This is a genomic window from Arthrobacter sp. sptzw42 (assembly GCF_059089685.1).
The window spans coordinates 168,109-183,784 of the sequence record NZ_JBNHEX010000003.1 but is presented as its reverse complement, the minus strand read 5'-3'; the positions used below and the strand labels follow the sequence as shown (position 1 = coordinate 183,784).

Below are 15,676 nucleotides of genomic sequence, written 5' to 3'. Positions count from 1 at the left end.
CTTACCGGTAGGCGGCTACGAATGGTGCGCTGGTAGGTACGATCTGCTTTCCCAGCGGCATCAGGGATACCGGGATGAGCTTCAGGTTGGCAATGGCCAGCGGGATGCCGATGATAGTCACTGCCATGGCAAAGGCGGTGACCACGTGGCCGATGGCGATCCAGATGCCCGCCACCAAAAGCCAGATCACGTTGCCCAGCAGCGAAAAGACTCCTGAGCCGCCGGGCTTGTCCACCACCGTCCGGCCGAACGGCCACAGCGTGTATTCGGCAATCCTGAACGAGGCGATGCCCCACGGGATGGTGACGATCAGCAGGCAGCAAATAACCCCCGCCACGAAGTAGCCCAGCGCGAGCCAGAATCCCCCGAAAACCAGCCAGATGATGTTGAGCAGTGTCTTCATACATCCATTGTGCCCTTGGGGTGCGACAGAAAGGGATGGGGGCCTTCCCTGACTGCCCCCGGAATCAGTGCCGGACCGGGGAGGCGCCCTTCACTGCCTGCACGAAGGCGCGCACCTTGGCGAGGTCTTTGACGCCCCGGGACGCCTCCACGCCGGACGACACGTCCACGCCCCAGGCATGGGCAGCCGTGGAGGCAGCACCCACGTTGGCCGGGTCCAGCCCGCCGGCGAGGAGCCAGTGCCGGCCCTGAAGCACAGGCAGGGCGGCCACTGAGGCGTAGTCCCAGGCCTCGCCCGAGCCAGGCACAGCGGCGTCGATCAGCAGAATGTCCTCTCCCCAGTCTTCGAATTCCTCTGCAGTGGCACCCATGGTGATTGCCCGGATCAGCTTCATGCCGGCGTCGTGGACTGTTGCGACGTCCTGCCGGGAGCGCGGGCCGTGCAGCTGGATCCACTCCAGGCCGGCAGCGCGGGCGATTGCCACGGCATCAGCTACCGGCTCGTGGCGGAATACGCCGATGGGCGAGACGTCCGCAGGGACCTCCGCCAGCAACGAGGACACCTGGGAGGGCGAAACGACGCGCGGGCTGGCGGTGAGGACGAAACCGACCGCATCCGCCCCGGCGTTCACCGCTTCACGGACGGATTCGGGCGTACTGAGACCACACACTTTCACAAACATTCCCGGCTCCTTGATGCTGTTTCGGTGTTATCCCCCCGGAGGAGAGTAGCAGGAGGCCGGGGCCCGGAGTGGACGCGGGCCAATTAGGCTGGGCAGATGGAGATCATCCGCTTTGCAGACCTCAAGCCCCAACCATGGCGCAACGGCGCTGGGGTGACGCGCCAGCTCGCCAGCCACCCCGCGGCGGCTTCAACGCAGGACGGATCCTGGGACTGGCGGGTCAGCATTGCGGACGTCAGCAAGGCCAGCGACTTCTCCCCGTTCCCCGGCATGGAACGGGTGCTGACGGTGATTGACGGCGAACTGCTGTTGCTCTCGGTGGACGGCGCCGAACACCCGCTCGAGAAGTTCCGGGCGTTCCGCTTCCCGGGCGGCGCGGCTACTTCCGCCAAGCTGCCCACGGGCGACATCCGGAACCTCAACGTCATCACAAGGACCGGCAGCTTCAAGGGTTTTACGTCCATCATTGAGCTCTCCAAGAAGCGCGCGAAACCCCTCTTTGCAGGACAGCTGGGAATCCTGCTTCAGGGGCAGGCTACAGCCGGTGTGGAGACGGAGGAACCCGAGGCCTTGGCACGGTATGACGCCGTGGTGGGCTCCGACGTCGGCACCCCTGACGTCCTTGGCCGCGGCTTCCTGGCCGTTGTATCCATTGACCCGGTCGAGGAAGAGCCCGAAGGGGCATAGGACAGCCTGGCCTTGCGTAGCAGAGCCTTTCCACACTGGTGGGCGCCCGCGGCCGTCCCTAGACTCGGGCTATGACCACTTCAACGTTCAATGCACTCCTGTCCACGCAGATCGGCAACGAATTCACGGCATCGCAGCAGTACATTGCCGTGGCCACCTGGTTCGCCAACCAGGACCTCCCGCAGCTGGCCAGGTACTTCTACCGCCAGTCCGTGGAGGAGCGGAACCACGCCATGATGATGGTGCAGTACATGCTGGACCGGGACATCACCTTCACCATCCCGGGCGTTCCGGCGGTCCGCAACGACTTCGCCTCCGTGACTGAGCCGTTGGCCCTGGCCCTGCAGCAGGAAAAGGAAGTCACCCGCAATATCGAGGACCTGTTCCGGGCTGCGCGCGGCGAGAACGACGCCCTTGGCGAGCAGTTCATGCTCTGGTTCTTGAAGGAGCAGGTGGAGGAAGTCGCTTCCATGACCACGCTGCTGAACATCGCTGAGCGCGCGGACAACCTGTTCGACATCGAAAACTTCATTGCCCGGGAAACCATCGGTGATGGCGGCCGGGACTCCGCGGCCCCCGAAGCTGCCGGCGGCGCCCTCTAGCCTTTGGTCCGCCCGCCCGGGCGGCCAGCGCCGCGTGCCGTTGTGGAACCCCGGAGCGGCACGTGGCGCTGCCTGCTTGGATGCAGCTGGTGAGGTTGGGCACCATCGTTGGGCGCCCGGCGCCCGGCGTTGCTACGCTGGAAAGGTAGGCCCTGCAGACGGGCCTCCGGACGACGGTTCAGTACCCGGCAAGCGACAAGACTGGCCAAAGGATCTGTCATGCCGTGGTTAATCCTCATTCTTTCCGGTGCCCTTGAAGCCGTGTGGGCGGCCGCCCTGCACCGCGCTTTTCAAGCGTCGGGCCGGCGCCGCGTCGCCCCCGCTTTGTTGTTCCTGGCCTCCGTGGCAGCGAGCACCGGCGGCCTGGCCATCGCCATGCAAACCATCCCCACCGGCACCGCCTACGCCGTCTGGGTGGGAGTGGGCGTAGTGCTCACCTCCGCATATGCCATCATCACCAAAGTGGAACGCCCGACGGCGGCACGCCTGCTCCTTCTGTCCGGCATCGCTGTGTGCGTGGTGGGCCTGAAGGTGGTGGCGTGATGCTCCGGCGTTCGATTCCCTGGCTGGTACTGCTGGCCTCGGCCGTCCTCGAAGCGGTCTGGGCCACAGCCCTTGGCTTGTCGGACGGTTTCACAAAGCCGGCGCCAACCCTGGTTTTCGCGGTGACAGCAACCCTGAGCATGCTGGGTTTGGGCATGGCCATCCGCAGCATCCCCCTCGGGACCGCCTACGCCGTGTGGGTGGGGATCGGGGCAGCGCTGACTGTTGGCTGGGCGATGGCCACCGGCGCGGAACCCTTCAGCGTGCTCAAGGTGGTCTTCATTGCCGGGATCGTCGCCTGTGCGGCCGGGCTCAAGGCGCTGCCCGGCGACACCGGCTCCCCTGAGTCCGGGTCCGAGGCCGCCGCCTCCGCTTCGGCTTCCACCAGTCCCTGATGTTCCTGGCGCCGTTAGGCTTTTGCCATGGACTCCCCAGAGATTACTGAGGCCCTGGCTGCCCTGCGCGAAAGACTGCACGGCGGCCGGCGGGTGCTGCTGGGCGTCGCGGGGGCGCCGGGTTCCGGAAAGTCCACCTTCGCTGCCTGGATCCAGCAGCAGTTCGACCCCGGGCAGGCAGCCGTGGTGCCCATGGATGGCTTCCACCTGGGGAACGCCATCATCGAGGGGACGCCGCTGCGGCAGCGCAAGGGAGCCATCGACACGTTCGACGCCGGCGGTTACCTGTCGCTGCTGCGCCGCCTGGTGCGCCGGGATGAGCCAGTCGTTTACGCCCCAGAGTTCCGGCGCACCCTGGATGAACCCGTGGCAGCCTCCATCGTGGTCCCGGCGGAAGTGCCGCTGGTGATCACTGAAGGCAACTACCTGCTGGTGGAGCAGGAGCCTTGGAAAGACATCAGGGCGCAGCTGGACGAGGTCTGGTTCGTGGACACGCCTCACGCGCTGCGGTTGAGCCGCCTGGTGGAACGGCACGTGTCCTTTGGCATGGAACCTGTCGCGGCGGAAGCCTGGGCAACGGGGCCTGACGAGGCCAACGCGGTGCTGATCCAGGCGACCCGCCCGGCAGCGGACCGGCTCATCCCCTGGCACTAACGGAATACAGCCACCCCGGACGGGGTTCTTGGCTTGGATAACTTCGATGATGGGAGCACGACCATGACTGGACCCACCGTTCACCTCGGCGATGGCCTTCGGGTCAGCCCGCTCGGCTTCGGCGGAATGGCGCTCACACCGGTCTATGGCGATGTTGATCCGGCCGACGCGCTCCGGACGCTGCACCACGCCGTCGACTCCGGCGTCAGCTTCGTTGACACGGCGAATATCTACGGCGGGGGCAGCAACGAAGAACTGATCGCGCAACTGCTGAAGAAGCGGCGGGACGAGGTCCAGCTCGCCACCAAGTTCGGCCTGGTGGGCTCGCCGGCGGACGGGTACACAGACATCCGCGGCGACGCCGCCCACATCCGGCAGGCCGTGGACCGCAGCCTGCAACGGCTGGGCACGGACGTCATCGACCTCTACTACATGCACCGCCGTGACCTCCGCGTTCCGATTGTGGAAACCGTGGAGGCCATGGCGGAGCTTGTGCAGCAGGGCAAGGTCAAGCACCTGGGGCTCTCGGAAGTGACGGCCCAGGAGCTTGAGGAAGCCTCCGCCGTCCACCCGATTGCTGCCGTCCAGAGCGAATGGTCCATCTGGAGCCGCGACGTGGAACGCAACGTTGTTCCTGCCGCCGCCGCCCTCGGGGTGGGTTTTGTGCCGTACTCGCCGCTGGGCCGGGGATTCCTCACCGGCACCGTTGACGCCTCGAACCTGGGGGACAATGACTTCCGACGCCGGATCCCCCGCTTCGCCCCGGACGCCGCCAGTGCGAACGAGGCTGTAGTGGACACCGTCCGGTCCGTGGCGGACGAGATTGATGCGACGCCCGCCCAGGTGGCCCTGGCATGGCTGCTCGCCCAAGGCAAACGGCTGAAACTTCCAGTGGTCCCCATCCCCGGCACCCGCAAAAGGCACCGGATCAACGAAAACCTGGGCGCACTGGCCCTGGAACTGACTTCCGCGCAACTGGATGCACTTGGCGAAGCATCGGACGCCGTCGTGGGGTCCCGCTCCGCCGATCCCAACTGGGTATCCCAGGGCCGCGAGTAGCCCGGCCACAAAAGGGCGTCCCTAGACTGAAGCCTATGGACTCACTTCTGTACGACCTGCCGGCCCTGACCATCCGCCGGATCCCGGTCAGCGAGATGGACAACAATGTGTACCTGCTGACGGCCAAAACCAGCGGCGAACAGGTGCTGATCGACGCCGCGGATGATCCTGCTGCCATCCAGCAGCTGCTGCAGGACTCCTCCGCGGACACGGCCGGTGAGCCCCGGCTCGCCCTGATTGCCACCACTCACCAGCACTGGGACCACGTGCGGGCGCTGAAGGAGCTGGTTGAGGCAACCGGTGCGCCCACTGCCGCTGGAGCGGACGACGCCGACGCGTTGCCTGTCGCGGTCGACCGGCGCCTCCAGCACGGGGACACGGTGGCCGTAGACGGCTTTGAGCTGACAGCAGTCCACCTGCGCGGACACACTCCGGGCTCAATAGCGTTGGTGTATGAGGACCCGGAAGGCCCCGCGCATATCTTCTCCGGCGACTCACTGTTCCCCGGCGGAGTGGGCAACACCCAGAAGGATCCGGACCGGTTCAACCAGCTGATCACCGATGTGGGCGGGCGTCTGTTCGGCGCCTACCCGGACTCCGCCGTCGTACACCCTGGCCATGGCAAACCCACAACCCTGGGCGCCGAGCGGCCGCACCTTGAGGAGTGGCGCGCCCGCGGCTGGTGACACAACCGCATTGAAGCAGTGGTTGAGCCCATCCAAATCTGACGGGCTCAACCACCGAAAATACTCTTAGCGGCCGCGGCGCTCGTTGGAGGCCGGAGCCGAAGCGCGGCGGGGACCGCTGCGCGCGGGACGGCCGGTACCGCCGCCGTTGCCGGCGGAGTAGGATCCGCCAGAGGTTCCCCCGGTGCTGGACGACCAGACAGCCTTGTTGCCACCGGCAGCAGCTGCACCGGCACCTGCGGAGCGCTGTCCGCCGGTCCGGGCACCTGCGCCGGCTGCGGCGCGCTGGCCGGTTGCCGGACGTCCGCTGCGCTGTCCGCCCGAGGTGGCCGGGCGGCCTGAGGAAGCCGGACGGCCGGTCCCGCCACGGGGAGCGTCGCTGCGGGTTACACGTGAATCAGTGCGTCCGTCCGAACCGCGGCCAGCCGATGCACGGCCACCTGCCGCGGGGACGTCGTTGCTGTGCGTGGACGCGATGCCGCGGCCACGTGCGTTGCGGCGGGCAGCCGCTGCGGCGATGGCGCGGTCCTCGTTCTGCTCGCTGACGCGGTCGAACGCTGCACGGGCTTCGGTGCGGCCTTCGAAAGCTGCTGCGCGGCGCTCGGCACGCGGTACGTCGGTACGGGTGGGCTCGGCGGAAACCCGGCCGCGTCCACCGCGGCCGCCACGTCCACCGGCGGTGGGTGCAGCCTGGCGTCGGGCGCGCTTACGCTCGGCGTTGGCACCGGTGGAGGTACCGCCGCCCTGCTGCGCGGCTTTCTTGGCCAGCAAGGCAGCACGGGTGCGCGGATCGATCTTGTCGGCCATTTCGCCCACCAGTTGAGCAACCAGCGGCGAGTTGGCGGTGACGCGCTCGAAGTTGACCTCGACGCCTGCGGCCTTCATGAGCTTCTTCACGTCGGTCTGCTGTTCGGGGAGGGTCAGCGTGACCACTGTGCCGTCGGAACCGGCACGGGCGGTGCGGCCTGAGCGGTGCAGGTACGCCTTGTGCTCGGTGGGCGGGTCTACGTGGATGACCAGTTCGACGTCGTCCACGTGTACGCCGCGAGCTGCGACGTCGGTGGCCACCAGGACGCGCACGTCGCCGGAGGAGAACTCGGCGAGGTTGCGGTCACGGGCGTTCTGCGAAAGGTTGCCGTGCAGGTCCACGGCGGGGATCCCGGCGTCGGTCAGGGTCTTGGCCAGCTTCCGGGCGTGGTGTTTGGTCCGCATGAACAGGACGCGGCGGCCGGCACCGGAGGCGAGCTCCACGATCAGCTGCTTCTTGACGGTCTGGTCGTTGACCACCAGGACGTGGTGCTCCATGGTGGTGACCGCTGCCTGCGGATCGTCCACGGAGTGGGTCAGCGGGTTGGACAGGTAGCGCTGGACGATCTTGTCCACGCCGTTGTCCAGGGTGGCGGAGAAGAGCAGGCGCTGGCCCTGGCCCGGGGTCATGTCCATGAGCTTCTTGACCACCGGCAGGAAGCCGAGGTCGGCCATGTGGTCGGCCTCGTCCAGGACGGTGATCTCCACAGCTTCGAGGGTGAGGATGCGCTGGCGGATCAGGTCCTCCAGGCGGCCTGGGCAGGCGATGACGATGTCGACGCCGGCACGGAGGGCCTTTTCCTGGCGGGCCTGGGAGATGCCGCCGTAGATGACGGTGGTGTTCAAGCCGGCAGCCTTGGCCAGCGGCTCGATGGTGGCATTGATCTGGGTGGCCAGCTCGCGGGTGGGGGCAAGGACCAGGCCCATGGGGCGGCCGGGCTTGCGGAAGTGCTTGGCCTCCCGCTCAGCGAGCCGTGCAACAAGCGGGATCGCGAATGCGATGGTCTTGCCGGAGCCGGTACGGCCGCGGCCCAGGACGTCGCGTCCGGCCAGGGTGTCAGGGAGGGTCTTCACCTGGATGGGGAACGGCTCGGTAATTCCCTGGGCGGTGAGGGTGTCGGCGAGGGCTTTGGGCGTGCCGAGGGCAGCAAAAGTAGTCAAAGTCAAAGGTCTTTCAGGCGGTATCCGTGCGGATATCGGCCCCCGACGCCGGTTGGCAACGGGGGTTCGCCGAAGAAAATTCAGGTGATCAACCAGCCTGCTGCCGCTTATGCAAAGCGGCGGCCGGGACCAAATGGAACGCGTTCATCGACGCAGGATGTGCCTCTCACATGAAAAAAGCCCAGTCCCTCAATGAAGGGAGACAAGGGCATCACTGCACATCAAGTTCCACCAGTCTAGCATCCCGCGCCCACTCCCCTTCCCCGGACCACCCGTTGCCAACCCTGGCAGTGCGGGGCAGGGTGGAGGCATGACTGAACACGCCTCCCACCAGCATGAAGCGCACTCCCCCGAATCCCACCGGGCAATGCACGACGCCGGGCCAGGCCTTTCTGGGGACAGTGAAGGCCAGGGCATCAGGGACGCTGCCGCCCTGTGGGACGAGCGGTACCGGAGCAAGCCCCAGATCTGGAGCGGCAAGCCGAACCCGCAACTGGTCCGGGAGGCCGGCGGACTCCGGCCGGGACACGCGCTGGACCTCGGCTGCGGCGAAGGCGCTGATGCGATCTGGCTGGCCCAGCACGGCTGGACTGTCACCGCCGTCGATGTTTCCGCCGTCGCCCTGGACCGGGCACACGGACACGAGAAAGCCGCCCTGGCGCGCGAAAGCGTGCACGCTGCCGAGGGCGCCATCGCCAGCCGCATCCATTGGCAGCAGGCCGACCTCGAGGAATGGCAGCCCGACGAATCGTACGACCTGGTGACCTCACAGTTCCTCCACTCCCAGGAGCTCGCCTGGCAGGGTCCCTTAAAAAATGCCGCAGCGGCGGTTAAACCAGGCGGCACCTTGCTGGTGGTGGGCCACCATCCGGACCGGCTTCCCCCGTGGGGCGGCGCCCACACAACGCATGGGATGTTCTACACCGCAGAGCAGGTGGTCAAGGAACTGGAGCTGGATGGCCCCGAGTGGCAGCTGGAAGTGCAGACCAGCCGCGAGCGTCCGGTGACCGGACCGGACGGGCAGCACGCCACCATCGCCGATGTCGTGGTTCGCGCCAGCCGCCTGCCCTGAGGTCAAGCTCCGCCCTGGCTCTTGTTGGTTACCCGTGGAGAAACCCCCGCCGCGGCTGCCGCTACCAACGCGGCAAGTGCGAAGACCCCCGCGAAGGACTCCGTCGTGGTCGTAAATGCTGCGAACACGATGCCTGTGGTCGCCAGCGCGAGCGCACCGCCCAGGGAGTCTGAGATGGACATCGCGGAGCTGTTGAAACCCTCGTTCTCCTTGCTGGAAAGCGCGAGTGTCATGACGCTTAGCCGCGGATAGAGCAGGCCCATACCGCCGCCGGCAAAGACCCACCCCGAGATGGCGAGAGCGGCCGGCCAGTGCAGGGCGGTGGTGGCCAGCGCGAGGACCACAGCACCAAGAACCATGAAAGCGCCGATGCGGACGGCGCGGCGATGGGGCAGCCGCGCCCCGAGCCGGCCCTGGACTGCCGACGCGCCTGCCCAAGCCAGCGCTCCACAGGTGAGGGTGAGGCCGGCCAAGGTGGGCGGGAAGCGGTACTGCTCAACCAGCAGGTACGGCAAATAGACCTCGGCGCCGAAGAAAGCAGCCGAAGCGAGCCCGCGGACCAGGATCACGCTTGGCAGGCCGCGGCGGGCAATGAGCGTCCCCTGCGGCACCAGCGGCCGCGCGGCCACCAGCGCAATAACGACGGCGGCGACCGCCAGGAGCGCCGGTGCTGCGGGCATGCCGGGGAGGCGGACATCCCGCGACAGATTGAGTCCCAGCACCGCCAGCGCCGCGAGGATTGCCCAGACAAGCCTGTTCAGGGCCCGTGGAGTGGATGGTTGCTGTGCTTCGGATCGTTCTTTGGCGTCCTGTTCCCTGGAGGACGGCACGTTCCGCAGCACCGGCGCAATCATCACGAGCGCCGGTAGGACCAGTAACACCACGCCCAGGAACACCCAGTGCCAGCTGAACACCTGCGCAACAATCCCGGCGGCAAACGGGCCCACCAGGGACGGAATCACCCAGGCCGCGGAGAAGGCAGCGAAAATTCCAGGGTGCAGCAGCGCGGGATAAATGCGGGCCACCAGGACGTACAGCGCCACGGTCAACGCGCCGCCGCCCAGGCCCTGCACCAACCGGCCGGCCACGAGCACCGGCATGGATTCCGCAGTGCCCGCGATCAGCAGGCCAACCACGAACAAAGCCACTGAGGTGTACAGGGGGACGGTGGGGCCACGGCGGTCGGACCAGTTTCCAGCAGCAACCATGCCGATAACGCCGGTTGCGAGCGGCCCCGCGAAGGCCAGGGCGTAGAGGCCGCCGCCGTTCAGTTCCCGGCTCACCACCGGCATGATGGTGGTCACTGCGAGCGACTCGAACGCGGCGAGGAACACAAGCGCGCAGGCACCGATGGTCACCCACAGGTACGGCCGCTGCAGAATGCCGGCGTGGGGGTCGCTGGCTGCAAGGGTTGTGTGGCGCACGCTTCTGCCCATCGGTTGTATTGGACGTGCTCCACAGCATAGCGGCGGGTGTCGGTTTGCGGCCCTCTGCTACCTGGTCTGGTCCCCGACATATCGGTTTCGTCCAGCCCGGTAGCCGAAAACCGCCGCCAGCGATCCGACGGCCAGAAAGAGGATTCCGGCGGCGGTGAATGATCCCGTGGCATGGTGCAATTGGCCCACCATCAGGGTTCCAGTGGAGCCCAGGCCGTAGCCCACGCCCTGCATCATTCCAGACAGGTGCGCCGCCGTGTGTCCGTCCCTGGTGCGCAGCATGATCATGGTCAGCGCCACCGCGGTGAGGCTGCCTTGGCCAAGGCCCAAAAGTCCTGCCCATATCCAAATCAGCTCGAGCGGCCCGAAAATGCTCAATGCGAAACCGCTGCCGGTCATCAGCGCCACCACCGTGTTGATGCCTCGCTGGTCCGGGAACCTCGCAGCCAGCGCCGGCGCGAAGAGGGAACCAAGCATCTGCAGCACGATGCACATGGACACGATCAGCCCGGCTGTCGCTCCGTCCACGCCCCTTTCCCGCAGGATGGGCGAGAGCCAGGCGAACACGCTGAAGGACATCATGGCCTGGAGCACCATGAAAATCGTGACCTGCCAGGCGACCGCCGAACGCCAGACGTTCACCCCCTCTCTCACCGCCTGGTGGCGGACGGGGTGCTGCCGCACCGCCACTGGCAGGAACAGGACAAGGACGACGGCGGCGGGCAGCGCCCAAAACCACAGCGCCATGGTCCACTCCCCCGTCGCCTGGTACAGCGGGTAGGTGAAGCCAGCCCCCAGCGCGGCCGAGGCACAGATGGCAGTGGTGTACAGACCACCCATCAGGCCCAGCCGGTGGGGGAAGTCGCGTTTGACCACCCCGGGCAGGAGCACGTTGCACAGTGCGATGGCAGCGCCGCAGGCCGCTGTTCCTGCCAGCAGTGCCGGCAGGTGTCCTGGTCCCGGCGCCGCACCCGCGGCCGGCAAGGAGAGTTCGGCGGGGCGGAGCAACAGCCCTGCGGTGAGTACGGCCATGGCGCCAAGGAGGACCCGTTCCGGACCGAAGCGGCGGGCCAGGACCGGGGCCAGGGGCGCAAAGAGACCCAACAGCATCACCGGGACAGTGGTCAGCACCACCACCGCCCATCCCGGAAGGGCAGCTTGTGAGGTGACCTCGGGAAGCACTGCGGAAAAACTCGAGAAGACGGTGCGCAGATTGAGGCCGATCAACACAAGGCACAGGGCCAGGTAAATGCGTTCCCTTCGGCTTCCTGCCCGGGTTGGTTCCGGTGCCGGCAGCTCATCAATTTCCGTGTCCACCAGGTTGCCGGGCTGGGGCTTTCCCGCCGGGCTGCCGGGCTGCTGCTTCTTCGCCGCAGCATCTGTCGCTTCCGTCACGTGCCCATTCTTGCAGGAGGACTGGCGGAGGAGTTCGAGGTGACACCCCCGGCCAATAGGCCACCGCCCCGCCGGTATTCTGGAAGGGATGAGCGAATCCCCAGAATCCCCGCAGCCGGAGCACGTCCCGAGGCCGGTGACCCCCGGCACGCAGGCGTCTTTCGGCACCTATGGTGGCCGGCCGGTCAGCTTTGTCCGCCGCGGAACCCGGCTGCAGGGCCGCCGGCAGGCCGCATGGGAAGAGCACGCCGAACGGTGGGCTGTTGACGTCCCCCGGCACGTCGCCAACACCTCAGTCCACCCTGACTACACTTTTGACGCCGAGGCGGAGTTCGGCCGCAAGGCACCCCTCGTCGTTGAGATCGGCTCCGGCCTGGGTGATGCCATCTGCCATGCCGCAGAGCAGAATCCGGACTCCGATTTCCTGGCGGTGGAGGTTTACACCCCCGGCCTTGCCAACACCATCATCAAGATCAACAGCCGTGGGTTGAGCAATGTCCGGGTGGTGGAGGCCAACGCACCGGAGGTGCTGGCCAGCATGCTTCCCGAAGGATCCGTCAGTGAACTGTGGGTCTTCTTCCCGGACCCCTGGCACAAGTCCCGGCACCACAAGCGGCGCCTTATCCAGCCCGAGTTCGCGGACCTTGCCGCCCGTGCGCTGAAAAAGGGCGGACTTTGGCGGATTGCCACGGACTGGTCCAACTACGCCGTCCACGTCCGTGATGTCCTGGCCGGTTCAAAGGACTTCGAGAACCTGCACACCGGCGAGCGCCGCGGGCCGGAGAGCCCGCTGACCCAGGTATGGCAGTCCGGGGTCGAGTCAGTGGTGGGCGGAGCCCCGGTCCGTGAAGGCCGTGCCCCCGTCAGTACAGAACACACCGGCCCCAACGAGGGCGTGGACGAGACAGGTGGCTGGGCGCCGCGGTTCGAGGGCAGGATCCGGACGAGCTTCGAGGGCAAGGCCCATGAAGCCGGGCGGCTCATTTTCGATCTCTGCTACCGCCGCCGGTAACTCCGCAACCCCTCCATTCGTCCTGCCAGCCCCGGCGGCCGGCGGCGGTGCGATGCGTGGCCGTGCCGGACCACTGGTCCCGGCCACCCCGGCATGGCACGATTGCCCTTGTGCGGGTTGGCACGCTAAATCAGCGCATTAGCGCGTGCGTAGAGGGAACAGCCATCAAAAGAGAACTGCGACAAGCGGCTGATGCAGCGGAAAACGTCACCAACTCCCGGACCTTTGAGCTGCTGGCAAGGGCGGGATTTGCGGCGAGCGGCATCCTGCATCTGCTGGTGGGGGCCATCGCGATCCGGCTGTCCATGGGCGGTACAGGCAACGCTGATTTCAGCGGCGCAGTGGCAGAGCTTGCCGGCCAGCCGGCCGGGCCTTTCCTGTTATGGGCCAGCTTCGCCGCGTGCGCGGCCCTCGCGTTGTGGCAGACCAGCGATGCCGTCTTCGATTACAACCGGCTGCCCACAAAACAGAAGGTTGGGAAAAAGGCCAAGGCTGCTGCACAGGCACTGGTGTTCGCAGGTCTTGCCCTCACGCTGATGTCCTTTGCGAGGGGAACCGGTTCCGGCGGGGACAACCAGCAGGCAGCCAGCGATTTCACCGCTTCGATGATGAAAGCTCCGGGTGGCGTGGCGCTGCTGGTCGTGCTGGGCATCGGCATTGCCGTTACCGGCGTCGTTTACGGCATCCGGGGTCTGCGGAAGTCTTTCGAAAAGCATCTGGTGATGCCTGCCTCCTCCAGCACCAGAACGGCCGTCACCGTCCTGGGTGTCACGGGGTATGTGGCTAAGGGGGTCGTGCTGCTGCTGACCGGGCTGCTCATCGCCATAGCCACCCTTCAGGCGCATCCCGAGGAGTCCACCGGGTTGGACGGCGGGCTCCGGGCGCTCCGTGACCAGCCGTTTGGAATATACCTCCTGGCAGCGGTTGGGGCAGGGCTGGTCTGCTACGGCGCCTTCATGATCGTCCGGGCACGCCTGGGGAAAATGACCCGATAAATTGGCAGCTCCCCGCAGATGCCTCTGTCCTCGTAGGGGGCTTTGGCCCGCCGCGCAGGCACCCGGGCGCCTCTAAGGCACAGTAATTACTGCGACGGCATGCTGCATGCCGTCCCGCAGTTCCACGCTTGAAATGCTGGTCAGCTGGATGGGCGTGGCTCCCGTAACCCTGACCCTGCCGCTTGGCGTGGCCGTCCAGGCGCACGCCCGGTCCTCGCCGCCTGCGCGGTCACGTACCCACAGGGACAGCGTGCCGTCGGAGGGGAGGCTGCTGCCATTCACGGCCAGCTCGGTCCCCCACGTTTTGCGGGCCATATCAATGCTGAACTGAAGGCCGCCTCCTGACTGGACGGAATATGTGGCATCCGGCGGCGCGGGCCGGTTCAAAAGCGGACCCACCGCCAGCCCCACGGCGAGGCAGGCTGCGGCGACCGTCCCTGCCAGAGCTGCCCCCCGCCGTCGTGCCTTACGACGGCGGCGTGCCAGTTCGGAGAGGAGGTGCACCGGGGCACGGGTTGCAGGGGCGGGCGGCGCACCTGATCCGGCCGGGACGACGGTGAGCGCTACGGCCTGCGGGACAGGAAGGGCGTCCAGCAAGGCAGGCACTTTGTCGAGGCGGGCAAGCTCGTCCCGGCATTTCGCACATCCCTGCAGATGGGATTCAAAGCCCTGCACGTCCTCGGCGTCCAGTCCGCCCAGCAGGTAGGCGCCCAACAACTGGTGCTGGTCCGGGGCGTTCACCGTTCCACCCCCATCTCGTCCAGGATGGTCCGCAACGCCCGCACAGCATAGTAGGCGCGGGACTTTACCGTTCCGCTCGGGACGTTCAGCTGGACTGCTGCCTCATTCACGGTGAACCTGCGGTAGTGCAACGCCACCAGAACGTCGCGGTGTTCCGGGCTGAGCCGGAGCAGCGCTTCCTCGATCAGTACCCGGTTCAGCAGCTCATCCACGCGTTCCTCGGTTGCCGCCGAATCGGCGAGGCCGTCATCCAGTGTCTCCGCCGGGCGGCGCTGCGCCCGGCGGTAGTTGTCGATCATGATGTTCCTGGCCGTCCGGAAAAGATAACTGCGGAGGCTGCCGGTGACTTCCGGCGCGTGCTGCCATACCCGGAGCACCGTTTCCTGGACCACGTCTTCGGCAAGTTGCGGGTCCCGGGAGGCGCTCAGCACAAAGCGGCGGAGGGCCGGGCCGTGTTCACGATAGATGGCTTCCACAACGTCCTCGTCCAGCGGCATTCCCAGGACCTCCCGTCCCGCCAGCAGCACTGCCCGCTCACGCGCTGCTTCCGGCTGATACGACGTCCGCAACCGGAATGTGGTTCATTTGAACCATTCTTCACCCGGAGGCGTCGTACCCGTTAGCGTCCGGTGATCCGACGCCGGGCACCAGCCAAGGAGCAGACCCATGAAAAAGCATCTGGGGACAGGCCTCTTCGTCCTGGCCTTGACGGCGGCCCTGGCGGGCTGCGCCGGCGGAACCGGCACAACTCCTGCCGCCAGCAGTCCTGCTGTCACGGCAGGATCGCCCCTCGCCTCCGCAACCGCACCCGCCGCCTCGGTCTCCCCGCCGTCCGCAACGCCTTCTACAACGGCGAGTGCCGGCGTCGACCTCATGACCGCCTCTTCCAGCCTTGGCGAGATCGTGGTGGATGCCAAGGGGATGAGTCTCTACTTCTTCACCAAGGACGTGAAGGACTCCGGAACCAGTGCCTGCACCGCGGAATGCCTGGCCGCGTGGCCGCCGCTCCTCACCACCTCGGCCGAGCCCACGGTCGAGGGGGTAACCGGAACGGTAGGTACCATCACCACGCCGGAAGGTGCCCGGCAGGTGACCTTGAACGGGCTGCCGCTGTACTACTTCGCCAAGGACACCAAGGCCGGCGACATCCTCGGCCAGGGCGTCAACGGCGTCTGGTACCTGGCTGATCCGGCCGGCGAAATGATCAAGACGGCTGCCAAGTAGATGACCCATGGGGACGGGAAGCTGGGTGCCGGGCAAGGTTAATGAGGCGGGGACTTCCCCGGGCTTGCCCGGGGAAGTCCGCTGGCGTGCGGGGGCGTCCGCCGGCGTGCGGGGGCACCTTC

Annotated in this window: 18 protein-coding genes and 1 riboswitch; of the genes, 11 read left to right on the top strand and 7 right to left on the bottom strand. The window is 66.9% G+C overall.

Features of this window, described 5'->3' with window-relative positions:
* Position 1: 1 nt before the first annotated feature.
* Together AC5RT4_RS04915 and AC5RT4_RS04910 are read right to left on the bottom strand one after the other, a co-directional pair.
* Positions 2-403 (bottom strand): YccF domain-containing protein, encoded by a 402-nt coding sequence (locus AC5RT4_RS04915; RefSeq protein ID WP_494105025.1) that lies wholly within the window; start codon positions 401-403, stop codon positions 2-4.
* A 64-nt stretch (positions 404-467) separates the two neighbouring features.
* Entirely contained in the window at positions 468-1,085 is a 618-nt protein-coding gene (locus AC5RT4_RS04910; protein WP_494105024.1) for a phosphoribosylanthranilate isomerase, read from the bottom strand.
* 96 nt (positions 1,086-1,181) lie between these two features.
* Between AC5RT4_RS04910 and AC5RT4_RS04905 the strand changes: the two genes are divergently transcribed.
* The 7 genes from AC5RT4_RS04905 to AC5RT4_RS04875 all read left to right on the top strand — a co-directional run bounded on the left by AC5RT4_RS04905 (position 1,182) and on the right by AC5RT4_RS04875 (position 5,711).
* A complete protein-coding gene (locus tag AC5RT4_RS04905) occupies positions 1,182-1,772 on the top strand; it encodes a HutD/Ves family protein (protein WP_494105023.1) in 591 nt (196 codons plus the stop codon).
* A 71-nt stretch (positions 1,773-1,843) separates the two neighbouring features.
* Positions 1,844-2,374: a ferritin gene (locus tag AC5RT4_RS04900; protein WP_494042049.1), complete on the top strand. Its 531-nt coding sequence runs from the start codon at positions 1,844-1,846 to the stop codon at positions 2,372-2,374.
* A gap of 144 nt (positions 2,375-2,518) precedes the next feature.
* Positions 2,519-2,584: riboswitch (guanidine-III (ykkC-III) riboswitch) on the top strand.
* 9 nt (positions 2,585-2,593) lie between these two features.
* Positions 2,594-2,917 (top strand): DMT family transporter, encoded by a 324-nt coding sequence (locus AC5RT4_RS04895; protein WP_494105022.1) that lies wholly within the window; start codon positions 2,594-2,596, stop codon positions 2,915-2,917.
* Positions 2,917-3,312, top strand: coding sequence for a DMT family transporter (locus AC5RT4_RS04890; protein WP_494105147.1), 396 nt, complete (start codon positions 2,917-2,919; stop codon positions 3,310-3,312). The genes AC5RT4_RS04895 and AC5RT4_RS04890 overlap by 1 nt, the downstream gene beginning before the upstream one ends.
* Positions 3,313-3,339: 27 nt before the next feature.
* On the top strand, positions 3,340-3,966 hold the full coding sequence (locus AC5RT4_RS04885) for a nucleoside/nucleotide kinase family protein (protein ID WP_494042047.1): 627 nt from the start codon (positions 3,340-3,342) through the stop codon (positions 3,964-3,966).
* A 63-nt stretch (positions 3,967-4,029) separates the two neighbouring features.
* On the top strand, positions 4,030-5,025 hold the full coding sequence (locus tag AC5RT4_RS04880; protein ID WP_494105021.1) for an aldo/keto reductase: 996 nt from the start codon (positions 4,030-4,032) through the stop codon (positions 5,023-5,025).
* A 35-nt stretch (positions 5,026-5,060) separates the two neighbouring features.
* Positions 5,061-5,711, top strand: a complete 651-nt coding sequence (locus AC5RT4_RS04875) for an MBL fold metallo-hydrolase (RefSeq protein ID WP_494042045.1) — start codon at positions 5,061-5,063, stop codon at positions 5,709-5,711.
* 66 nt (positions 5,712-5,777) lie between these two features.
* On the opposite strand, the gene AC5RT4_RS04870 is transcribed toward AC5RT4_RS04875, so the two are convergent.
* Entirely contained in the window at positions 5,778-7,679 is a 1,902-nt protein-coding gene (locus AC5RT4_RS04870; RefSeq protein ID WP_494105020.1) for a DEAD/DEAH box helicase, read from the bottom strand.
* Positions 7,680-7,989: 310 nt separating this feature from the next.
* Between AC5RT4_RS04870 and AC5RT4_RS04865 the strand changes: the two genes are divergently transcribed.
* A complete protein-coding gene (locus AC5RT4_RS04865) occupies positions 7,990-8,751 on the top strand; it encodes a class I SAM-dependent methyltransferase (protein ID WP_494105019.1) in 762 nt (253 codons plus the stop codon).
* A gap of 2 nt (positions 8,752-8,753) precedes the next feature.
* On the opposite strand, the gene AC5RT4_RS04860 is transcribed toward AC5RT4_RS04865, so the two are convergent.
* Both AC5RT4_RS04860 and AC5RT4_RS04855 read right to left on the bottom strand, forming a co-directional pair.
* Positions 8,754-10,175 carry an MFS transporter gene (locus AC5RT4_RS04860; protein WP_494042042.1) on the bottom strand — a complete coding sequence of 474 codons (1,422 nt, stop codon included), beginning with the start codon at positions 10,173-10,175 and terminating at the stop codon, positions 8,754-8,756.
* A 69-nt stretch (positions 10,176-10,244) separates the two neighbouring features.
* Positions 10,245-11,582 carry a CynX/NimT family MFS transporter gene (locus tag AC5RT4_RS04855; RefSeq protein WP_494105018.1) on the bottom strand — a complete coding sequence of 446 codons (1,338 nt, stop codon included), beginning with the start codon at positions 11,580-11,582 and terminating at the stop codon, positions 10,245-10,247.
* An 88-nt stretch (positions 11,583-11,670) separates the two neighbouring features.
* Here AC5RT4_RS04855 and trmB point away from each other — a divergent pair, with 88 nt between their 5' ends.
* Positions 11,671-12,594 (top strand): tRNA (guanosine(46)-N7)-methyltransferase TrmB, encoded by a 924-nt coding sequence (gene trmB / locus AC5RT4_RS04850; protein ID WP_494105017.1) that lies wholly within the window; start codon positions 11,671-11,673, stop codon positions 12,592-12,594.
* A 176-nt stretch (positions 12,595-12,770) separates the two neighbouring features.
* Positions 12,771-13,589: a DUF1206 domain-containing protein gene (locus tag AC5RT4_RS04845; RefSeq protein ID WP_494042170.1), complete on the top strand. Its 819-nt coding sequence runs from the start codon at positions 12,771-12,773 to the stop codon at positions 13,587-13,589.
* 72 nt (positions 13,590-13,661) lie between these two features.
* On the opposite strand, the gene AC5RT4_RS04840 is transcribed toward AC5RT4_RS04845, so the two are convergent.
* Positions 13,662-14,330 (bottom strand): anti-sigma factor family protein, encoded by a 669-nt coding sequence (locus AC5RT4_RS04840; RefSeq protein WP_494042039.1) that lies wholly within the window; start codon positions 14,328-14,330, stop codon positions 13,662-13,664.
* The gene (locus tag AC5RT4_RS04835; RefSeq protein WP_494042169.1) at positions 14,327-14,827 is read right to left on the bottom strand and encodes a sigma-70 family RNA polymerase sigma factor; all 501 of its coding nucleotides are present in this window, start codon (positions 14,825-14,827) and stop codon (positions 14,327-14,329) included. The genes AC5RT4_RS04840 and AC5RT4_RS04835 overlap by 4 nt, the downstream gene beginning before the upstream one ends.
* A 169-nt stretch (positions 14,828-14,996) precedes the next feature.
* Here AC5RT4_RS04835 and AC5RT4_RS04830 point away from each other — a divergent pair, with 169 nt between their 5' ends.
* Positions 14,997-15,554, top strand: a complete 558-nt coding sequence (locus AC5RT4_RS04830; RefSeq protein WP_494042038.1) for a COG4315 family predicted lipoprotein — start codon at positions 14,997-14,999, stop codon at positions 15,552-15,554.
* The last annotated feature ends 122 nt before the right edge of the window (positions 15,555-15,676 follow it).